This window comes from Aeromonas sp. FDAARGOS 1414 (assembly GCF_019047065.1).
Classification (GTDB): Bacteria; Pseudomonadota; Gammaproteobacteria; order Enterobacterales; family Aeromonadaceae; genus Aeromonas; species Aeromonas veronii_A.
This window is the reverse complement of record NZ_CP077210.1, coordinates 2,068,417-2,087,772: the sequence shown is the minus strand read 5'-3', so window position 1 is coordinate 2,087,772 and position 19,356 is coordinate 2,068,417. Positions and strand designations below refer to the sequence as shown.

Genomic DNA, 19,356 nt, shown 5'->3' with positions numbered 1-19,356 from the left:
TTGTCTAAACGCTTTTTTCTTTGGCCGCTGCGGCTGTATCTTGCGCGGGGGTCTGCATTGTGATCTGGCTAAAACGTATTTTTCTCTGGCTGATGGGGCTGGTGTTCCTGCTGCTCATCGGCGTCAGCCTGCTGGGTTTTACCCATCAGGGCAACAAGTGGTTGTGGCAACAGGCCAAGGGAGCGCTGCCTTCTCTCAAGGGGGAGCTGGTGGCCGGTCAGCTTGGCTATGGCTGGACTCTGGAAGGGGCGGGTTGGCAGGATGAGCTGGTGGATGTCACTGTGGATCGCGCCGTGCTCGACTGGGATCTCGGCAAGTTGCTGCAGGGCAAGTTCTGGATAAAATCCCTGGCGGTGACCCATCCGGTGGTCAAGGTAGCCGATTCCGAGCCCGCACCGGAAGAGCCTTCCGAACCCTTTGTCTGGCGCCCGCTGCCACTCAAGATCCAGGTCGACAGCCTCAAGGTCACGGATCTCGATCTGGCAGTGCCCGGTGTGGCCGTGATCCTGGGGTCCCTCGATATCGGCGCCACCCTCAACCGCAAGGGGCTGATTGTACGCGGCCCGGTGCTCGATAACCTGACGGTGACGCTGGATGACGTGGCACCCGCCAGCACAGCCAAATCTGCCAAACAGCCGGCCGCTAACGAGAAGCAAGCCGGAACTGCGGTGGCGCGCAACGACAAGGCCAGCGCCGAGACAGCCAAACAGGGTAAAGGGACGCCTGCTGCGAACACGACAAAGGCAGCCCCCATTCTCCTGCCCGCCATTCACCTTCCTTTCCCCATCCAGCTGGAAGGGGTCAGTGCGACCCGGGTGCAATATAAGCAGGGCGAGCTGATCGAAGGGCTCGACAAGCTGCTGCTGTCGGCCACTGCTGCCGACGATCGCATCGAGGTGCGCGAGCTCTCGCTGCGCCACGCCATGGCCGATCTGGCGCTCAAGGGACACATCCAGCTCAGTGACGACTACCCGCTGGCGGTGACGCTGGATGCCAAGGCCCGCAAGGGGCTGCTGGATGGCGAGCTGCAGGGTGAGCAGGCCACGCTGGCGCTGAACGGTTCGGTTGGCAAGCTGGGGTTGGCGTTGTCGGCCAAGGGGCCGGTTGCCGCCAATCTCAAGGGCTCGCTGGCCGCCCTCGACCCGGATCTCCCTTTTGATCTGGCCCTCGACTGGAAGAGCCTCGGTTGGCCTCTTCACAAGCCAGCCAAAGATGAGCCGAGCTATCGGCTGGACAAAGGGAGCCTGACTGCCAAGGGCAAGCTCTCCGGCTACCAGTTTGCCCTCAATACCTCCGGCAAGGGGACCGATGTCCCCCCCTTCAAGCTTGCGCTGGACGGCAAGGGGGATCTGGAGCGGCTCAGCAAGATCGCCTTGCAGCTCAACGCCCTCAAGGGGGAGCTGAAGCTCGATGGCAAGCTCGCCTGGAACAAGGGGATCGAGTGGCAGGGAACCACCCTGTTCAAGGGGATCAATCCGGCCGAGCTGCTGCCCGAGCTGAAAGGGACGCTGGCCGGTGAGCTGGAGAGCCGTTTCGTGATGAACGAGGCGGGCCACTGGGAGCTGAAACTGCCCAAGCTCAAGGTGGATGGCAAGCTCAACCAGTATCCGTTGGCCCTCAAGGGGGAGCTCAGCGGTAACGACAAGATGGAGTGGCAGATCCCGGCGCTCTCGCTGCAAAGTGGCCCCAACCAGTTGCAGGCCAAGGGCAGTATCAGCAGCGCCCAGTGGAAGCTCGATGCCAACCTGCAGGCTCCCCAGCTGGGGGGCATCTATCCTGGCCTGAAAGGGGATATCAAGGGACAGGTGAAAGTCAGTGGCAATCAGCAGACGCCAAAAATCGATGCGGATCTGGCCTCCGACCGGCTCTACTATGCCGGCACCGACCTGAAGGGTATTAGCCTCAAGGGCAATGTGGCGATCGGTGCCAAACCGGCCGGTGAGCTCGCGTTGTTGGTGGCGCAGCTGAAACAGGGGGATACCAAGCTCAGCCAGCTGGCCTTGAACCTCAGCGGCGATATCAGTCAGCATCTGTTGACCCTGACCATGAAGGGTGACCCTGTTGCCGCCAACCTCAAACTGGGTGGCGGTGTGCGGGGGGATCACTGGCGCGGGGCGCTCTCCGAGTTGCGGCTGAAAACCCCGCTGCGCCGTTGGGACTTGAGCTCCCCCTGGGCACTGGATCTCGATCTGCCGCGTCAGCGGCTGGCGATGGGGGATCTCTGCCTCGGCTCCCAGGGGGCCAGCCTCTGCGTCAAGGGGAGTCAGGTCTCCGCTGCCCAGGGCACTCTGGAGTTTGCCCTGAGCGAGTTTGATCTCAAGCGGCTGCGCCCCTGGTTGCCGGACAACTTCCGCTGGCAGGCGATGCTCTCGGCCGATGGCCGCGCCAGCTGGCGTGGCAATCAGCCAACCCTGCATGCGGTGGTGCGCACCACGCCGGGTACCTTTGTGGCCGATGGCCTCAAGACCGACTATCAGCAGCTGGCGCTGGCTCTTGATTTCGAGCGGCAGCAGGCGGCGATCCGCCTCGATTTTGCCTCCAAACAGATCGGCAATATCGATACCGATCTGCTGATCAGGGAGCCCGCCGGTCGCGGTCTGCTAGGTGGTCAGCTCAAGTTTGACGATCTCAAGCTCAATACCTTTGCGCCGCTCATCCCTGAGGTGCGCTCCCTGCAAGGGATCATCTCCGCCGATGCCCGCTTCGACGGCACCCTGGCGGCGCCCCTGCTGTTTGGCCAGCTCAATCTGAGCGATGGCGAGGTACAGACCCACTCCGACATGGTGACCCTGACTAAGCTGGTGACCCGACTCAAGATCGAAGGCAACCGGGCCGAGCTGGATGGTTCCATGCTGGTTGGCAAGGGGCCGCTGGCACTGGGGGGCTGGCTCAGCTGGGCCAAGATGCCGGTCAGCGGCAGCCTCACCATTCAGGGCAAGGATCTGGAGGCGCAATATCCGGGCATGGGCCGGGTCAGAGTCTCGCCCGATATCGCGGTGTCGCTGGGGGAGGAGACCCGGATTACCGGTCAGGTGGATATTCCCTGGGCGCGCATTCTGGTCAAGAGCCTGCCGGATTCGGCGGTGGCGGTCTCCGACGATGTGACTGTGGTCTATGACGATCTGCCCCCGGCCCCCAAGCAGGCAAGTCTGCCGCTGGCGATGAAGGTGGCGATCCGCCTTGGCAACGATGTGAAACTTGATGCCATGGGACTGAAGACCGATGTCTCTGGCGGTCTCAATATCCGTCAGGATCCCGAGAAACCGCTGGCAGGCAACGGCCAGCTGGTGCTGACCAACGGCCGCTTCAAGGCCTATAGTCAGAACCTCATCATCAAGGAGGGGCGGATCCTCTTCTCCGGTCCGCTGGATCGGCCGTTCCTCAACATCGAAGCCAACCGGGATCCCGATACCATCGAGGGTCAGGTGACGGTCGGGGTGCGGGTGACAGGCCCTGCCAGCAAGCCTGAGATCACTGTCTACTCCGAGCCGCAGATGGCGCAGTCGGAACAGCTCTCCTATCTGCTGCGTGGCAAAGGGTTGCAGACTGGCGGTGAGGATGGCGGTTTCAACGGCCTGCTGGTAGCCGGCGCGGTGAGTCAGGCCAACGGCGTGGTGTCGAGCATCGGCGAGTCGCTGGGGATGAGCGATGTCTCCCTCGATACCGCGGGCAGTGGCGACAACACCCAGGTGACTCTGTCGGCCTATCTGCTGCCGGGCTTGCAGTTCCAGTACGGGGTCGGGGTTTTCAGCCCCATCGCCGAATTCAAGCTGCGCTATGAGGTATTGCCACGGCTCTATCTGCAAGCGATGAGCGGGGTGGCTCAGGCGGTCGATATCTTCTATCGCTTTACCCTGTAACGCGACACCGAATGACAGTGCAGAGATGAGAGTAAAACGGGAGGCGCAGGCCTCCCGTTTTTTTATTGCGCGATCGGCAGTAGGCACCGGCGATAAGGGAGTGCAGAGGAATAACGGATTTGGCAGACCAGAAATGCGAAAACCCGGCGCCAAGCCGGGTTTTCTGAATGATGGTGGAGGGAGAAGGATTCGAACCTTCGAAGGCAGAGCCGTCAGATTTACAGTCTGATCCCTTTGGCCACTCGGGAACCCCTCCACGGGGTATTGCTTTCAAATTGTCGCACTTGAAATGGTGGAGGGAGAAGGATTCGAACCTTCGAAGGCAGAGCCGTCAGATTTACAGTCTGATCCCTTTGGCCGCTCGGGAACCCCTCCACAAGTGCGAGGCGCATACTAACAGATCTTCCGGTTTTGTGAACCCCCAAGCAGGATTTTTCCATTAAAAGAATTGGATTTGTGGCCGATAACCAGTGAAATCGCCATTTTCGAGAGTTATCTCATGCTGCCCAGTTCAATCCGTAATCACCTGCTCGTTGATGAGGGCCAGTTGGGGCAGCGCCTCAACCGTGACCTGCAGCATGGGGATCGGGCGGATTTCCGGTTGCATCTGGCCCTGCTGACCGACGCGGTGGAGGAGCAGCCCTGGTTTGATGCCAAACCGGCGGCCACTCCCCAGAGCCGTGACTGGCGTCTGCACTTTGCGCTGAGACCGGCAGAGGTGCTGGTGGCTGAAGGGGCTGGGAGTGACTGCAGTGCCATCAATGAGCGGCTGCAGCAGGGGGGAAGCATGGTGGATGTGCGGCTCTGGCTGGCGCTGCAAACACCGCCGCTGGCGGTCAAACAGCCGCTGCTGGATGAGGCTGTCTACGACAACCTGTCACCGCTGGCGCGGGAGCGGTTGCAAGGAAAGCTGGCCGATATGCCACGCCAGGAGGATCCGCTGGTATTGCTGCCGATCCTCGATCGTTTGCAAGAGGGGGTGGATACCCGGTTGCACTGGCTCAGTTGATGGTGCCTGTTCACTGGTGTAACGCGATGCTTGTCGGCAAATCACAGGCAACAAAAAGGCGGGTGACCCCGCCTTTATGCTCTTTAGAATTTTAGCCTTGCGGCATGCTATCAAGCGTCAGCTTCATCCGGTTGCGGCTGCTCTTTGAGCGCGGCATTGGCACGACGGGCAATTGGCTTTTCGGTGTGACGGTTGAGTTGGCGCTCCAGTTTTTGCCCCAGTTCGTTGATGGCGGCGTAGAGATCCTCATGCTCTGCCTGGGCAAACAGTTTGCCGTTGGGGATGCCAGCACTGGCTTCGACAGTGAACATCAGACGCTCTTTGGAAACAATCACATGGGGTGTGATGAGAGGCACCTGAAGACGTTCGAGCTTTTCAAAACGGGATTCGATGCGCTCGCGGATAGCCGGGGTGATGTCGATGATTTTGCTGGTAATTTCGATTTTCATATTGGCCCCCTTCGGGTCGTCTTGCTTGTGTCTTCACCTTCAGATTACTCATTGGTAAAGATTGAAATGTGATCTATGTCACATAACATTCCCTTGGCTATTCAGCAACTTATAAATTGTGATCTTTTCCGGTTTCGTGCCAAAAACAGCTTGAGCTCCATGAAACTGGCAGGCAGTATGACGGGAATAGGATCGTTTCTGTCCCTTCTTGGCAGCACTTCGTGTCGACCTCATGTCCGGTTTCCACTGCTTGATATCGCATGTTTGTACTCTTCCCTCGCAACCTCTGATCTGATGAGCGGATGCAGGGGGCGTTGCTATGCCTGATTGGACATCAAACGTGGTTGGTTGTTGTGTTGGAGTGGTAAATGAAGCAGCAGGCCACGCAAGTCATGTGGTTTTTCGATCGGCAACATGATCAGTGGAGTCTCTCTGATCAGGGGGCCTACCAGCAGTGGCAAGGGGAGGGCAATCATCCCTGGGCCGCTCGCCTGTTACCGGAAGATGAGGCAGGCTTTGCCGACTTTCTTGTCCGGCTTCATGAATCACATCTGCCTGAACAGTTCATCGGTCATCTGAAAGATGATCAGGGGCAGCTCAACCATGTGCTCTGGAGCGGCCAGTTTGTGCCCACCCAGCAGATCTGCTGTGGCTGGCTGGCCCCTCTTGATACCGCTAACAGTGCAGTATCCTCTCTCAACCTCTCTTTGCCGTTGCTGCAAACCACCCTGCTCACCCAGTTGGCGCAGGCGCTCTCTGCCCGAACCGGGCTCGATTTCTTCAATACCCTGGTCAGCCAGCTGGCTCATATTCTCAAGGTGGATGCGGTCTGGGTGGGTGAGCTGTGCGGTGCCGACCGGGTCAAAGTGCTGGCCGCCGACGGGCTGGCGCAGAAGGACTACCCGCTGGCGGGCTCCCCCTGTCAGGAGCTCTACAAGCAAGGGGCCATCTGTTTCGAGGTGATCGACGAGTCGCAGGAGTATCAACCCTGGCTGGCGGCCGGGCAGACTTATTATGGTCAGCCGCTGTTTGATGCCAGAGGCCAACTTCTGGGCCATCTGGCGCTGCTCTATTCGGCCCCGGCAGATACCAGCAATCTCACCTCGGTGCTCAATACCTTCTCGGTACGGATGGTGGCCGAGCTGGAGCGTCTGCAATCCGATGCCCAGATGCGCCTCTCTGCCGTTGCATTCGAGACCCACGAAGGGATCATCATCACGGATCCGGGGTTCAAGATCCTGCGGGTCAACAACGCCTTCAGCCAGATCACCGGCTTCGACAGCCAGTCGGTGCTGGGCCTGCATCTGGAAGAGGATCTCTGGCCAAATCTGGGGGGGCTCGGTTACGAGCTCAATACCCTCAGCCGCTGGCAGGGGGAGACCCAGCGTCGCCATGTCGATGGTCACACCTATCCCCAGTGGGAGATAGTGACACCGGTGCAGGATGAAAAAGGGGTGATCAGCCACTTTGTCATCTGTTTTGAAGATATTTCCGAGCGCAAGGCGGCCGAGCGACGCATTCAGGATCTCGCCTATTACGACGAGCTGACCGGATTGCCCAATCGCCGTCAGCTCCACGAGACTCTGGTGCAGACCTTCAACGAGGCGACCCGCGATGGCTTGATTGGCGCGCTGCTCTTTATCGATCTCGATCACTTCAAGACCATCAACGACTCCCTCGGCCACGCCACCGGTGACTGGTTGCTCAAGGAGGTCGCCGCCCGTCTCAAACGGCTGGTGCGACAGGGGGATTGTCTGGCCCGTCTCGGCGGTGACGAGTTTGTGTTGCTGCTGCCATCGCTCTCGGCCAGCCCGCCCCAGGCGGAGATGCAGGCCGATATCATTGCCGAACGGCTCATCACCGAGATTGCCGCTCCATATACCTATGTGGGGCAAGTGCTGCACATCGGCGCCAGTGTCGGCATTACCCTGTTTCCGGATCGGGAGCAGGGTGTCGATGATCTGCTCAAGCAGGCAGATACCGCCATGTATCAGGCCAAGTCCGCTGGCCGCAAGACCCGTCGCTTCTTCGATGCCTCGATGCAGCAGCAGGCGGATCGCCGTCTGCTTATTCACAACGAACTGCGCAACGCTCTCAGCCAGCAAGAGCTGACCCTCTACTATCAGCCCCAGCATATGGTCGATGGCGGCGATATCATTGGTGTCGAGGCGCTCATTCGCTGGCAGCCGGCCGGTCGCTCGCTGGTCTCGCCAGCAGAATTTATCCCCATCGCCGAGGAGACCGATCTGATTGTCGATATCGGCAACTGGGTGCTGCACGAGGCGTGCGCCCAGTATGTGCTGTGGGAGGAGAACGGCATCCACATTCCGCAGATCTCGGTCAACGTCAGTGCCAAACAGTTCCATGCCACCGACTTTGTCGAGCGGATACACGATGTGTTGGCGCAAACCGGCATGGATCCGGCCTGCCTCAATCTGGAGATCACCGAATCCGTGGTGCTGGGCCACGCCGAGGACACCATCAGCAAGATGACCGAGCTCAAAGAGCTCGGCATCAGCTTTGCCATCGACGATTTTGGCGCCGGTTACTCCTCCCTGAGCTACCTCAAGCGGCTGCCTGCCGATGAGCTCAAGATCGACCGCTCCTTCATTCAGGACATCCCGAAAGATGGTGACAACATGGCCATCGTCGAGGCGGTGATCGCCATGGCGCGACATATGGGGTTCAACGTCACGGCGGAAGGGGTGGAGTCCCGTCAGCAACTGGAGTTTCTCAAGGCGCAGGGGTGCAGTTTCTATCAGGGCTATCTCGCCTCCAAGCCGCTGCCGGTGCCCTATCTGGAGAAATATGTACAGCGGCTGACCAGACCTGAGCAACTGCGTGAAATGCAGCTGAGCGAGGCAGAAAAATAGTCCCTGCTCCCCGCTGTAGCGCTGCCCAGCAACGGGTAGAATGAGAGGCAGTAGACCCACCGCCACCGGGCGGTGTATTGCCCTCAATGGAGATGTTCAGTGAAAGCTGTATGGGGAATTGTTTTGTCGGTGCTGTTCGTGCCGACCCTGATGGCGCAGACTGCCGACCAGACGCTCTACCGTCAGGCGTATGACGCCGTACGGGCCAATGATCAGGCCCGTTTCCAGCAAATTCGTGCCCGTTTGACCCATTACCCCCTGCTCCCTTACCTCGATTACTATCAGCTCGCCTTTCGTCCTGGGGCGGCGGATTACAACGATGTGACCCGTTTTATCCGCCAGCATGGGGATACCCCCCAGTCCAACCGGCTGGAGCGCAGTTATCTGACCTATCTGGCCCAGAGCCAGCAGTGGTCGCAGTTCCTGCGCTTCTATCCGGCCAAGCCGAGCTCCACCGACCTGCTCTGCATGCACTATCAGGCGCTCTATTACACCGGCAAGCCGAAAGAGGCGTTGCAGGGGGCGGGCAAGATCTGGATGAGCGGTCAATCCCGTCCCGATGCCTGCTCCCCGCTATTTCAGCTGTGGCAGGCATCCGGTCAGCGTACCCAGGAGAAGATCTGGCAGCGGATGACGCTGGCGTTCGAGGCGGAAAACCCCAATCTGATCCGCCACCTTGGCGCGACCCTGGGTAGCGGCTTGCAGAGCTATGGCGATCAGATGGTGACCCTGTTCGAGCAGCCAGCCAAGGCGATGAACCCGGCCTATTTCAGCAGCAACCCCTATTCCCGCAAGCTGCTCTCCCTCGGTTTGACCCGCTATGCCAATCAGGAGCCGGAGTCGGTGCTGCGCCAGCTTGCGCTGTTTCGCAGCCGTTTCGGCCTGACCCAGGCCGAGGTGAAACCGGTAGAGCGTGCCATTGCCCGCCGCCTGCTGCTGGATCGCTCCATTGCCCAGCGTAGCTGGGTCGACAGCACGGTGAAAAAGCTGGCGGATCCCGACATCACCGAGCTGCGGGCGCGACTGGCCATCTGGGAGCAGGATTGGCGTGGCCTCTCCGGCTGGGTGAAGATGATGCCGATGGCCCGTCAGAAAGAGGATCGCTGGCGCTACTGGATGGCGCGCTCCCTTGAGGTGCAGGGGCAGCAAAAACCGGCGCGGGATCTCTATCTGGAGACCGCCAACCTGCGCGGTTTCTACGGCTTTATGGCCGCCCAGCGCACCGGCGTGCCCTATCGCATCAAGAACCAGAGCGTCAAGCATGTACCGGACTGGCGCACGGCCAGCCAGCGCTGGCCCTTCCTGTTGCGGGTGCGCGAATTGCTCTCGATGAACGAGATTGCGGCGGCCCGCTCGGAGTGGATCCACAACATGGATCGCAATCCGGTGGCCCAGCGCATCGAGTTTGGTCATATCGCCCTCAATCAGGGGTGGCACGAGCTGGCCATTCTCGCCAGCATTCGCGCCGAAGCGTGGGATGCCCTCGACCTGCGCTTCCCGCTGCCGCTCAAGCGCACCTTCTCCCAGATGGCGCAAGAGCGCACCATGAACACCAGTTTGCTCTATGCCATTTCCCGTCAGGAGAGCGCCCTCTATCCGCTGGCCCAGTCGCCGGTGGGGGCGCGCGGTCTGATGCAGCTGATGCCTGCTACTGCCAAAGAGACTGCCGGCAAGCTGGGGGTGCCCTATCGCAACGAGCAGCAACTGTTTGATCCGACGATGAATATTCGTCTGGGGAGCGCCTATCTCAAGCGCTTGCTGGATGTCTATGACGGCAACCGGATCTTGGCGGCTGCCGCCTACAACGCCGGGCCGGGACGGGTAAAACGCTGGCGAGAGCAGAGTGACAACAAGCCGATGGACGTGTGGGTCGAGAGCATCCCCTACAAGGAGACCCGCAACTACGTGCAAAACGTGTTGTCGTTCGATCTCATTTATCAGCACAAGCTGCAGCAGCCGCTGCGCTTCATGTCAGAGCGGGAGCTCAATCACGCCTATTGAGTCGGGGGCCGCCAGCCGGCCCCTGTTTTCAAATTTCCCTGCTGCCGGGTATCATCGGGTAAGGTTTTGTTACCAAAGGAAACATGCCTGGTGACCTGGCTCCGGGAATTGCATCAGGCCGCAGGGTATACTCAGGCGTCGGCACCGACAGGTTCCCCCACAATAAAGGAATGGATAGTGGCAACGATTAAAGACGTTTCTCAGCTGGCAAATGTGTCTATCTCCACCGTGTCGCGGGTTATCAACAACACGGCACAGGTAGCACCGGAAAAGCGTGAGGCCGTACTGGCGGCCATGAAGGAACTGAATTTTCGACCCAACAGTTTTGCCCAGGCTCTGGTCAGCAAGCGTTCCAACTGCATTGGCGTGCTGGTTGGCGACCTCTGCGGCGGCCCCTTCTTTGCCCAGATGATGCGTGGCATCGAAACCATGGTCGATCAGGCCAACAAGTTCACCATCGTCATGTCTGGCAACCACGATATCGCGCGCGAGCGTCACGCCATTCAGGCGCTGCTGCAGCGCCAGTGCGATGCGCTGATCCTCCACAGCAAGGCGCTTCCGGACGAGGAGCTGAGCGAGCTGGCGGCAGGCTCTACCCCCATCGTTTTCATCAACCGTCAGGTGCCGGGCGCCGAAGATCGCTGCGTCTGGCTCGATAACCAGGCGGGGATCACCACCGCGTGCCAGCACTTGCTGGATGCCGGTCATCGCAACATCGCCTTTATCACCTCCGATGATGAAGAGTTTGTCGATGGTCAGCAGCGGATGGCCGGTTACACCCAAACTCTGGCCAGAGCCGGGATCGCCTTTGATCCTGCACTCGTCAGCCGCGCCTATGCCGACGAAAATGGCGGCTATGTGGCGATGAGTGAACTGTTGGCCCGTGGTGTCGAGTTCACGGCCGTGCTCGGTTTCAACGACGGTATGGTGGCGGGGGCGATCTCTTGCCTGCTGGAGCGGGGTTACAAGATCCCGCAGCAGGTGTCGGTGGTGGGGTTCGACGATATCCCCTACGCCCGCTACATCTATCCCAAGCTCACCACGGTGCGCTACCCCATCGAGGAGATGGGCAGCCGCGCTGCCGAGCTGGCGCTGCGTCTGCTCGATCACAAGCCGGTGGACGGCCTGGCGCTCAAGTTTGAAGCCCAGCTGGTGGAGCGGGAGTCAGTCGCCTGACGAGTGTCAAACAGCGAACAACAAGGTGGCCCCATCGGGGCCACACTCTTTTCTGCATTATCTCTCTAATCCGCCATTTATCCCGCCAGGGCGATCCGCTGCTGACGGCGCGCCTCAACCCCTTCTGCCACCATATCGAGCAGTTGCCTTGTCTGTTCCCAGCCGATGCAGCTATCGGTGATCGACTGGCCGTAGCGCAGCGGTTTGCTGCCAATCTCCTGACGCCCTTCGCAGATAAAACTTTCCACCATGATGGCGGCGATGGCATGGCTACCAGCACCCAGCTGGTCGGCAATGTCACGGGCAACCAGCAGCTGGCGGGCATGTTGTTTCTGGCTGTTGCCGTGGCTGCAATCGATCATCAGCCGGGGTGACAGATGATGTTGGCGCAGCAAGTCGCCAGCCTCTGTAACATGATTGCTCTGATAGTTGGGTTGGCGGCCACCGCGCAGGATCAGATGACAGTCGGGGTTGCCATGGCTGCGCACCAGTGCCAGCTGGCCATCACCGGAAGGCTGGGTATAGAGGTGGGCTGCCCGGCTGGCGAGGATCGCCTCGACCGCGATCCGGATATTGCCGTCGGTGCCGTTTTTAAAACCGATGGGGCAGGGGAGGGCCGAGGCCAGTTGGCGGTGGAGCTGGGATTCGGTGGTGCGGGCACCGATAGCGCCCCAGCTGATGAGATCCCCCAGATAGAGCATGCTGGTGAGATCGAGAAATTCGGTGGCACAGGCGAGCCCTTCCTGTCCAAGGGCCAGCAGTAACTCTCGGGCCTGGGATAGGCCCCTTTCCAGCCGATCGCTGCCATCGAGGTCGGGATCGAAGATAAATCCTTTCCAGCCGAGCGTCGTGCGCGGCTTTTCGAAATAGGTACGCATCACCAGTTGCAGCTGCTCCCCGTATTGGCCCTGTAGTTCAGCCAGCCGGCCACCATAGTCGCGGGCGGCTGCCGGATCGTGAATGGAGCAGGGGCCGATCACCAGCAGCAGGCGATCATCCTCTCCCTGCAGAATATGGCGGGCTTGCTGGCGGCTGCGTGCGATCTGGCGAGCGAGCCGTGCCGGACAGGGTCTGGCCTTTAACATCTCGTCAGGGGTGGGCAGGGTGGCAAGGGGTGAAGCATTCAGAAGTGAGGTGAACATGAGCGATCCTGATGAAAATGGAAATCTGCATGCTCTTTGCTGTCCAGTGGGGATCTTCCCCTTATTCTCTTGGTTAACAGAGCGCGGGCATGAGCCCGCGCTCTGTTATATCGGCCTTGGCTACTTTAGAAGCGGGCTGAGCCGCTGACGTAGTAGCTGCGACCCGGTTCGACGTTCTGGAAGAGGGTGTCTTTCTCTTGCAGGCGCACGTCGGTCAGGTTGTTGATCCCCAGTCGCAGGTCAAAGTTCTCGGTGACCTTGAAGCCGGTGCCGAGATCGAAGGTTTGATAGCTGGGCAGTTTGTGCAGTACGACAACCTTGTTGACGGTCTGCTCGGCAAACTGGGTGCCGGTGTAGGTGGTGCCGACAAAGGCATTTACCCGCTCGGTGGCCTGCCAGGTGATCTTGGCGTTGGCCTTGTGCTCCGGCCGCTCGGGCAGAGCCTGACCCTGATCGCCTTCCGCCTTGAGGTAGGTGTAGTTGGCGCCAAGGTTGATATCGTCGGTCAGATCGAGCTTGCCGGTCAGCTCCAGCCCCTTGGTGGTGGCCTTCTCCAGGTTGTACCAGGTGCGGTCAGTGGAGTTCGGCAACTGCTTGAAGGTGAGCATGTCGTCGATGTCGGAGTAGAAGAGGGTGGCGCTGGTTTCCCAGATCCCTTCTCCTGCGATGACACCCAGCTCGTAGTTGGTGCTGGTTTCCGGCTTGACCTTGTCGCTGCCATAGATGCGGCAGCTGCCGCCGCAGCTCTCGATGCTGTAATCGTTGGAGTACTGGTGCGGCGCCGGTGCCTTGAAGGCCTGGCTGACACCGCCTTTCACTGTCACCACATCGTTCATCTCATAGACCAGATAGCCGCGCGGGGTGAAGTGGCTGCCGTAGATCTCGTGGTGATCGTAACGGCCGCCCAGCGTGAAGGTCAGGCTGTCGGTCAGGCCAATTTCATCCTGGGCGAACAGCGCCTCCTGAGAGTGACTCTCTTTGCCGCCGATATCCTTGTAGCTCACCGCATCCACCAGCTCCCGGTCCAGATATTCACCACCCAGGGTCAGGTAGTGGTTGGCCAGCGCCAGGTTGGTATAGCCCTTGAGGGTCAGGGTGTTCTCTTCCAGCTCCCGCTGCTGCGGGGCCGAGTAGCTGGTGTTGAAGTCGTCGATCTGGGAGCTTTCATAGTTGGCCATGACGGTGGTGTCACCCCAGCTCCAGTCCCCCTTGTGGGTCAGACCAAACAGGTTGCGATCGTTTTGCTGCTGGCGGCTGTGCACCTTGTTGCCGGTTTTGCGGAAGATATCGAGAGGCCGCTCATCCTGGTTGTAGAGGTAATCCAGCTCGAAGCGTTGTTGCTCATCCACCAGCCAGCTCAGGGTAGAGGCGAAGTTGCGGGTCTGTTTGGCTTCGATAAGGGGGATGCCGTCAGCAGCTTCGGTGGGGGTCCAGGCTTGACGGTCATACACCTCGCCGTTCATCCGGATCAGCAGGTTGTCGGTCAGCGGGCCGCTAAAGCCCAGGTTGGTCCTGTGCTGATCGCCGCCATCCTTGCCCTCGATGGCCTTGAAGTCGGCATCAGCCGCCCCTTGCCAGGTTTTGCCCGGCTGTTTGGTGATGATATTGATGACACCACCGATGGCATCGGAGCCGTAAAGTGCTGACATGGGACCACGGATCACCTCGACCCGCTGGATCATGCCAAGGGGGACCGGGGTGTTGTCGAAGTTGCCGCCGCGCCACAGGGCATTGGAGGAGGAGAGGCGTTTGCCATCCACCAGTACCAGGGTGTACTTGCCGGACATGCCACGAATACCGATATCGCTGCGGCCATTGGTGTCCGCTTCAGCCTGAATGCCCACTTCGTGGCGCAGCAGGTCGGCAAGGTCATTGACGGGCGCGGCGGCGATCTGTTCGGCCGTGATGACAGAGATAGAGGCCGGTGCCGAGCGGGTATTGTGCGCCGTTGTGGTGACGGTGATCACCTCATCGGCTTGAGGGGCGTTACTGGCGGCGATGGCTTGCTGGGTCAGCAGAGTGACGATGGTGGTGGCCAGCAGGCTGGGAGCAATAAAACGGGAGGTTGAGGATTTCATTATTTACATCTTCCATAATATACAAATGATAAGCGTTATCATTATCAAGTTGAATTTGCTCCGATCGCAACTCTTTTTTATCGGCGAAGCTCAGTTTCGTTCGTCACCCTCTTTTGACTAAAAAGAAGTTAATGAAATTGATTCTCATTTGTATTGATCGTTTTTTTGCTCCTTGTTAGGATGCCGTTCACCCTGATATCTGGTGAGTCAAATGACTCACTTTAAGTCGTGTCAGGCAGTGATTCATTCCAAGGAGTAGCACCGTCATGTGTGACCATGCACTGGAAGGAGAGTGGCCCGCCACAGCGGTCGGGTTGGATAAAGTGTGCTGTTTTGCCAGCGGTGACAGGGTACTGGTCGCCTCCGGTATCCACGACAGTTTTACCGGCATCCCGCCGGAGACGCTGCTCGTCCATCTGCGTCAGTTGCGCCAGCAGGGGATGGTCAATCCCATCGCCATCGGCGCCATTCCGTTTGATACCCAATCCCCCTGGCATCTGGTGATCCCGGCGCAATCGCAGTGGGTCGCAAGGGATGCGCTGTTGCCTGCCAGCTGTTGCCAGCTCCATGGCGAGGTGAGCGAAGTAACGGGTTCTGCCCACTATCAGGGGGCGGTACGGGCGGCGTTGCAGCAGTTCAGCGAGGGGCCGCTCGAGAAAGTGGTGTTGTCGCGCGCCATCGATGTGCAAAGCGCAGAGCAGACCTCCCCCGCACACGCCTATGGCTCTCTGTTGGCCCAGAATCCGGGCGCCTATGTGTTCCAGATCCCGCTGCCGGAGGGGGAGACCCTGCTTGGTGCGAGCCCCGAGCTGCTGGTATCGCGCAGCGAGATGGCGGTGGTGAGCAATCCGCTGGCGGGCTCCCGTCCGCGCCACGCGTTTTCCGATCAACAGGCGGCCAGTGCCGAACTGCTGGGGGCGCAGAAGGATCGCTATGAACATGCGCTGGTGGCCGATGCAGTCGCTGCGGCCCTCGCTCCCTTCTGCCGCGAGCTGGACGTCCCTCTGGAGCCGCAGGTGATCGCCACTCCTACCATGTGGCACCTCTCGACCCGCATCGCCGGACGGCTCCATGAACCCTCTCCCGTGCTGGCTCTGGCGCTGGCACTGCACCCGACACCGGCGGTGTGCGGCACGCCGCTCTCGGCAGCGCGTCAGGCCATCGCCCGGCTTGAGGGGTACGATCGCCGCTTCTACTGCGGCGCCGTTGGTTGGATGGATGCCGACGGCAATGGCGAGTGGGTAGTCACCATTCGCTGTGGCGTGCTTGCCGGCAGACAGCTGCGGCTCTATGCTGGCGCCGGGGTGGTGGTGGGCTCTTCGCCGGAAGCGGAGTGGCAGGAGACCGCCGCCAAGCTCGGCACCATGTTGCGTGCCTTCGGCCTCGAAAGCCGGGAGCCGGAGGTAACCGCATGAAGCCGCTGGTGCCCTTTACCCCCTGGCCCGCCGAGCTGGCAGCCCACTACCGGGCACAAGGGTGGTGGCGCGGACAACCGCTCACCGCCCTGCTCGATGAATCTGCAGAACGGTATCCCGAGCGCACGGCCCTGATCTGTGGCGAGCGCACCCTCAGTTATGGCCGGTTAAAGCGTGAGGTTGATGCGCTGGCGGCGCGGCTGGCGGCGCGCGGGCTGGGCCACGGCGATACCGCGCTGGTGCAGTTGCCCAACTGCGCCGAGTTCTATATCTGCTGGTTTGCCCTGATCCGCTGCGGCGTAGTGGCGGTGCATGCCCTCTACAGCCATCAGCGGCGCGAGCTGGTGGCCTTTGCCCGCCAGATTGAGCCCGCCTTGCTGGTACTCAGCCCCTCCCATCCCGGCTTTGCCGGTGAAGCGGGGAGCCTCGCGGCCCTTGATGAGCTGGTATATCCCCCCTGCCAGACACTGCTGTTCGAGCAGGCTGAAGGCTCCGATCTTCTGTCAGGATTTGCATGGCTTCAGCCTGAAACCGTGGCTCGTGCTGATGGTTCGCCGCTGACGGCCATCGCGCCAACTCCTACCCCAGCCGATCAGGTCGCCTTTTTCCAGCTCTCCGGCGGCAGCACCGGCACTCCCAAACTGATCCCCCGTACCCACGATGACTATGGCTACAGCGTGCGCCAGAGCGTGGCGGTGTGTGGTTGGGATGAGCGGGTGATCTATCTCTGCGCCCTGCCGGCGCCCCACAACTTTCCCCTGAGCTCCCCCGGGGCACTCGGAGTGTTTTATGGCGGTGGCTGCGTGGTGCTGGCAAAGGATCCTTCCGCAGCAACCTGTCTGCCGCTGGTGCAGCGCCATCAGGTCAACTGGGCGGCACTGGTGCCACCGGCTCTGGCGCTTTGGCTGGAGGCGGCCAGCCACTATCCGCAGACCTCTCTGGAGTGTGTGCAGGTGGGCGGTGCGCGCCTCAGCCCGGCTCATGCCGAGGCGGTGGCGAGCCGCCTTGGTTGCCGTTTGCAGCAGGTGTTTGGCATGGCAGAGGGGCTGGTCAACTACACCCGCATCGAGGATGACCAGTGGCACATCGTCAATACCCAGGGCCGTCCGATGAGCCCGGGCGACGAGGTGGAGGTGCGAGACAGCGACGGGCACCCCTTGCCTGATGGCGAGTGCGGCGAGCTCTGGACGCGTGGCCCCTACACCTTTCGCGGTTACTTCAAGGCCGATGCCCACAATCAGCGTGCCTTCGACCGGGACGGTTTCTACTGCACCGGCGATCTGGTCTGCCGCTTGCCCGGCGGTCATCTGATAGTGGTGGGGCGCAACAAGGATCAGATCAACCGGGGTGGGGAGAAGATCGACGCCCTCGAGATTGAAGAGCTGTTGCTGACCCACCCGGAGGTGCGGCAGGCGGCGCTGGTCGCCATGCCGGATCCCATGCTAGGGGAGCGCAGCTGCGCCTTTTTGATGTGCCGCGAGCCCCTCAATCTGCCCCGCTTGCGCCGTTTCCTGCGCGAGCAGGGGGTGGCCGATTACAAACTGCCCGATCGCCTGGTGCTGGTGGAGCAACTGCCCCACACCCCGGTCGGCAAGATAGACAAACAGACGCTGCGCGAGCAGCTCGCCAAGGAGTGTGCATGACCATTCAATCCCTCGCCGCCTACCCGCTGCCTACCGCTGAGGAGCTGCCAACCGGGCGGGTGAACTGGCCCTTCGAACCGGGCCGTGCCGCCTTGCTGGTCCACGATATGCAGCACTATTTCGTCGATTTCTACGGGGCGGGCAATCCGCTGATCAATCAGGTCATCGACCATATCGCCACCCTGATCCGTCAGGCGCGTATTCTTGGCATGCCGGTGGTCTATACCGCCCAGCCCGCCGAGCAGAGTCAGGCCGATCGGGCGCTGCTCAACGACATGTGGGGGCCGGGGTTGACCCGGGCGCCGGAGCGCCAACCCATCGTCCCGGCGCTGGCGCCCGAGCCGCAGGATACGGTGCTGACCAAGTGGCGCTACAGCGCTTTTTGCCGCTCACCGCTGGCCGAGCTGATGGCCGGATGGGGGCGGGATCAGCTGGTGATCTGTGGCATCTACGGCCATATCGGGGTGATGCAGACGGCGGTCGATGCCTTTATGCGCGATATTCGCCCTTTCCTGGTGGCTGATGCCATCGCCGACTTCTCCCGCGAGGATCATCTGCTGGCGCTCTCCTACGTCAGCCGCAATGCCGGTCGGGTGATTACCGTGGCCGAGGTGATGGCGGCCAGCAAACGCCACCTGACTCGGGAGTCGCTGCGTGCTCAGGTGTTGGCGCGGCTGCCCGCCGAGATGCAGCATGAGCAGCCCACCGAGGATGACAACCTGCTCGACTACGGTCTCGACTCGCTGGCGGTGATGGGGCTGGTGGAAGAGTGGCGTCAGCAGGGGCTGGTGGTGGAGCTGGCCGAGCTGGCCCGCACGCCGACCCTGGCTCACTGGTGGGCGCTCCTCTCCCGTCAGCTTAATGTCAGTCAGGCCAAGGCTTATCAGGTCAACGAAGAGCACGTCAGCGAACCGGAGTGCACCCCATGAGCGAGTGGCAAGGCAGAACCGTCTGGGTAACCGGTGCGGCACAGGGAATTGGCCATGCGGTGGCGCGCACCTTTGCCGAGGCGGGGGCCAGCGTGGTGGCGTTCGATCTGCAACTGGCCGAGGCACTGCCCGGCAACGTGAAGAGGGTGGTGATCGATGTCAGCGACAGCGAGGCCGTGACCCGATGCTGCGAACAGCTGCTGGATGAGGGGCTGGGGCCCGATGTGCTGGTCAATGTCGCGGGCGTACTGGCGACCGGCAGGCTCGATGAGGTGGATGACGCCCTCTTGCAGCGCACCTTCGCCATCAACACTTTCGCTCCCTTCTACCTGATGCGGGCCCTGACCCCCTGGTTTCAGGGGCGGCGCAGGGGCGCCATCGTCAATGTCTCTTCCAATGCCGGTCGGGTACCGCGAGTGGGGATGGGAATCTATGGCGCCTCCAAGGCGGCGCTGACCAGCCTCACCCAAACGGCTGGGTTGGAGCTTGCCCCCTATGGGGTGCGCTGCAATCTGGTGTCGCCGGGCTCGACCCGTACCCCGATGCTGTACGGCATGTGGCAGGAGGGGGAACAGCGCGCAGGGGAGCAGCGCACCATCGCGGGCCTGCCCGGGCAGTTCAAGCTGGGGATCCCCCTTGGCAAATTGGGAACCCCCGACGAGGTGGCTGCCTGCGTGCTGTTTCTCGCCTCCGATGCCGCGAGCCATATCACCCTGCAGGATCTGGTGGTCGATGGCGGTGCCACCCTGGGGGTCTAGCCCGCGCGCTGCCGATCTGGCAG

At 61.1% G+C, this 19,356-nt stretch carries 12 protein-coding genes and 2 tRNA genes; 9 read left to right on the top strand and 5 right to left on the bottom strand.

Annotated elements, in window-relative coordinates:
- Nucleotides 1-59: 59 nt before the first annotated feature.
- On the top strand, nt 60-3,860 hold the full coding sequence (locus tag I6L44_RS09150) for a translocation/assembly module TamB domain-containing protein (protein WP_216954151.1): 3,801 nt from the start codon (nt 60-62) through the stop codon (nt 3,858-3,860).
- Nucleotides 3,861-4,031: 171 nt separating this feature from the next.
- Here I6L44_RS09150 and I6L44_RS09145 read toward each other — a convergent pair.
- Both I6L44_RS09145 and I6L44_RS09140 read right to left on the bottom strand, forming a co-directional pair.
- A tRNA-Tyr gene (locus tag I6L44_RS09145) sits at nt 4,032-4,116 on the bottom strand.
- A gap of 34 nt (nt 4,117-4,150) precedes the next feature.
- Nucleotides 4,151-4,235 (bottom strand) — tRNA-Tyr (locus tag I6L44_RS09140).
- A 124-nt stretch (nt 4,236-4,359) separates the two neighbouring features.
- Here I6L44_RS09140 and I6L44_RS09135 point away from each other — a divergent pair.
- Nucleotides 4,360-4,869, top strand: coding sequence for a VC2046/SO_2500 family protein (locus I6L44_RS09135; protein ID WP_204483842.1), 510 nt, complete (start codon nt 4,360-4,362; stop codon nt 4,867-4,869).
- Nucleotides 4,870-4,979: 110 nt separating this feature from the next.
- On the opposite strand, the gene raiA is transcribed toward I6L44_RS09135, so the two are convergent.
- Nucleotides 4,980-5,318: a ribosome-associated translation inhibitor RaiA gene (gene raiA, locus I6L44_RS09130; RefSeq protein WP_005334257.1), complete on the bottom strand. Its 339-nt coding sequence runs from the start codon at nt 5,316-5,318 to the stop codon at nt 4,980-4,982.
- Between the two features lie 368 nt (nt 5,319-5,686).
- Here raiA and I6L44_RS09125 point away from each other — a divergent pair, with 368 nt between their 5' ends.
- From I6L44_RS09125 to I6L44_RS09115, 3 genes are all read left to right on the top strand, one after another.
- Entirely contained in the window at nt 5,687-8,191 is a 2,505-nt protein-coding gene (locus I6L44_RS09125) for a bifunctional diguanylate cyclase/phosphodiesterase (RefSeq protein ID WP_040066125.1), read from the top strand.
- 99 nt (nt 8,192-8,290) lie between these two features.
- A complete protein-coding gene (locus I6L44_RS09120; protein ID WP_216954150.1) occupies nt 8,291-10,192 on the top strand; it encodes a transglycosylase SLT domain-containing protein in 1,902 nt (633 codons plus the stop codon).
- 177 nt (nt 10,193-10,369) lie between these two features.
- A complete protein-coding gene (locus I6L44_RS09115; RefSeq protein ID WP_005350588.1) occupies nt 10,370-11,368 on the top strand; it encodes a LacI family DNA-binding transcriptional regulator in 999 nt (332 codons plus the stop codon).
- A 77-nt stretch (nt 11,369-11,445) separates the two neighbouring features.
- Here I6L44_RS09115 and I6L44_RS09110 read toward each other — a convergent pair whose 3' ends face one another.
- Together I6L44_RS09110 and I6L44_RS09105 are read right to left on the bottom strand one after the other, a co-directional pair.
- Complete coding sequence (locus I6L44_RS09110; protein ID WP_216954147.1) at nt 11,446-12,510, bottom strand: 3-deoxy-7-phosphoheptulonate synthase; 1,065 nt, start codon at nt 12,508-12,510, stop codon at nt 11,446-11,448.
- 125 nt (nt 12,511-12,635) lie between these two features.
- The gene (locus I6L44_RS09105) at nt 12,636-14,588 is read right to left on the bottom strand and encodes a TonB-dependent receptor (RefSeq protein ID WP_216954145.1); all 1,953 of its coding nucleotides are present in this window, start codon (nt 14,586-14,588) and stop codon (nt 12,636-12,638) included.
- Between the two features lie 266 nt (nt 14,589-14,854).
- On the opposite strand from I6L44_RS09105, the gene I6L44_RS09100 reads away from it, so the two are divergent.
- Genes I6L44_RS09100 through dhbA form a run of 4 tightly spaced genes read left to right on the top strand, consistent with a single transcriptional unit; the run spans nt 14,855 to nt 19,333 of the window.
- Nucleotides 14,855-16,003 carry an isochorismate synthase gene (locus I6L44_RS09100; protein WP_216954143.1) on the top strand — a complete coding sequence of 383 codons (1,149 nt, stop codon included), beginning with the start codon at nt 14,855-14,857 and terminating at the stop codon, nt 16,001-16,003.
- A complete protein-coding gene (locus I6L44_RS09095) occupies nt 16,000-17,646 on the top strand; it encodes a (2,3-dihydroxybenzoyl)adenylate synthase (RefSeq protein ID WP_216954141.1) in 1,647 nt (548 codons plus the stop codon). The genes I6L44_RS09100 and I6L44_RS09095 overlap by 4 nt, the downstream gene beginning before the upstream one ends.
- Nucleotides 17,643-18,575 (top strand): isochorismatase family protein, encoded by a 933-nt coding sequence (locus I6L44_RS09090; protein WP_216954139.1) that lies wholly within the window; start codon nt 17,643-17,645, stop codon nt 18,573-18,575. Before I6L44_RS09095 ends, I6L44_RS09090 begins: the two co-directional genes overlap by 4 nt.
- Entirely contained in the window at nt 18,572-19,333 is a 762-nt protein-coding gene (gene dhbA / locus I6L44_RS09085; RefSeq protein ID WP_216954137.1) for a 2,3-dihydro-2,3-dihydroxybenzoate dehydrogenase, read from the top strand. The genes I6L44_RS09090 and dhbA overlap by 4 nt, the downstream gene beginning before the upstream one ends.
- Nucleotides 19,334-19,356: the final 23 nt, after the last annotated feature.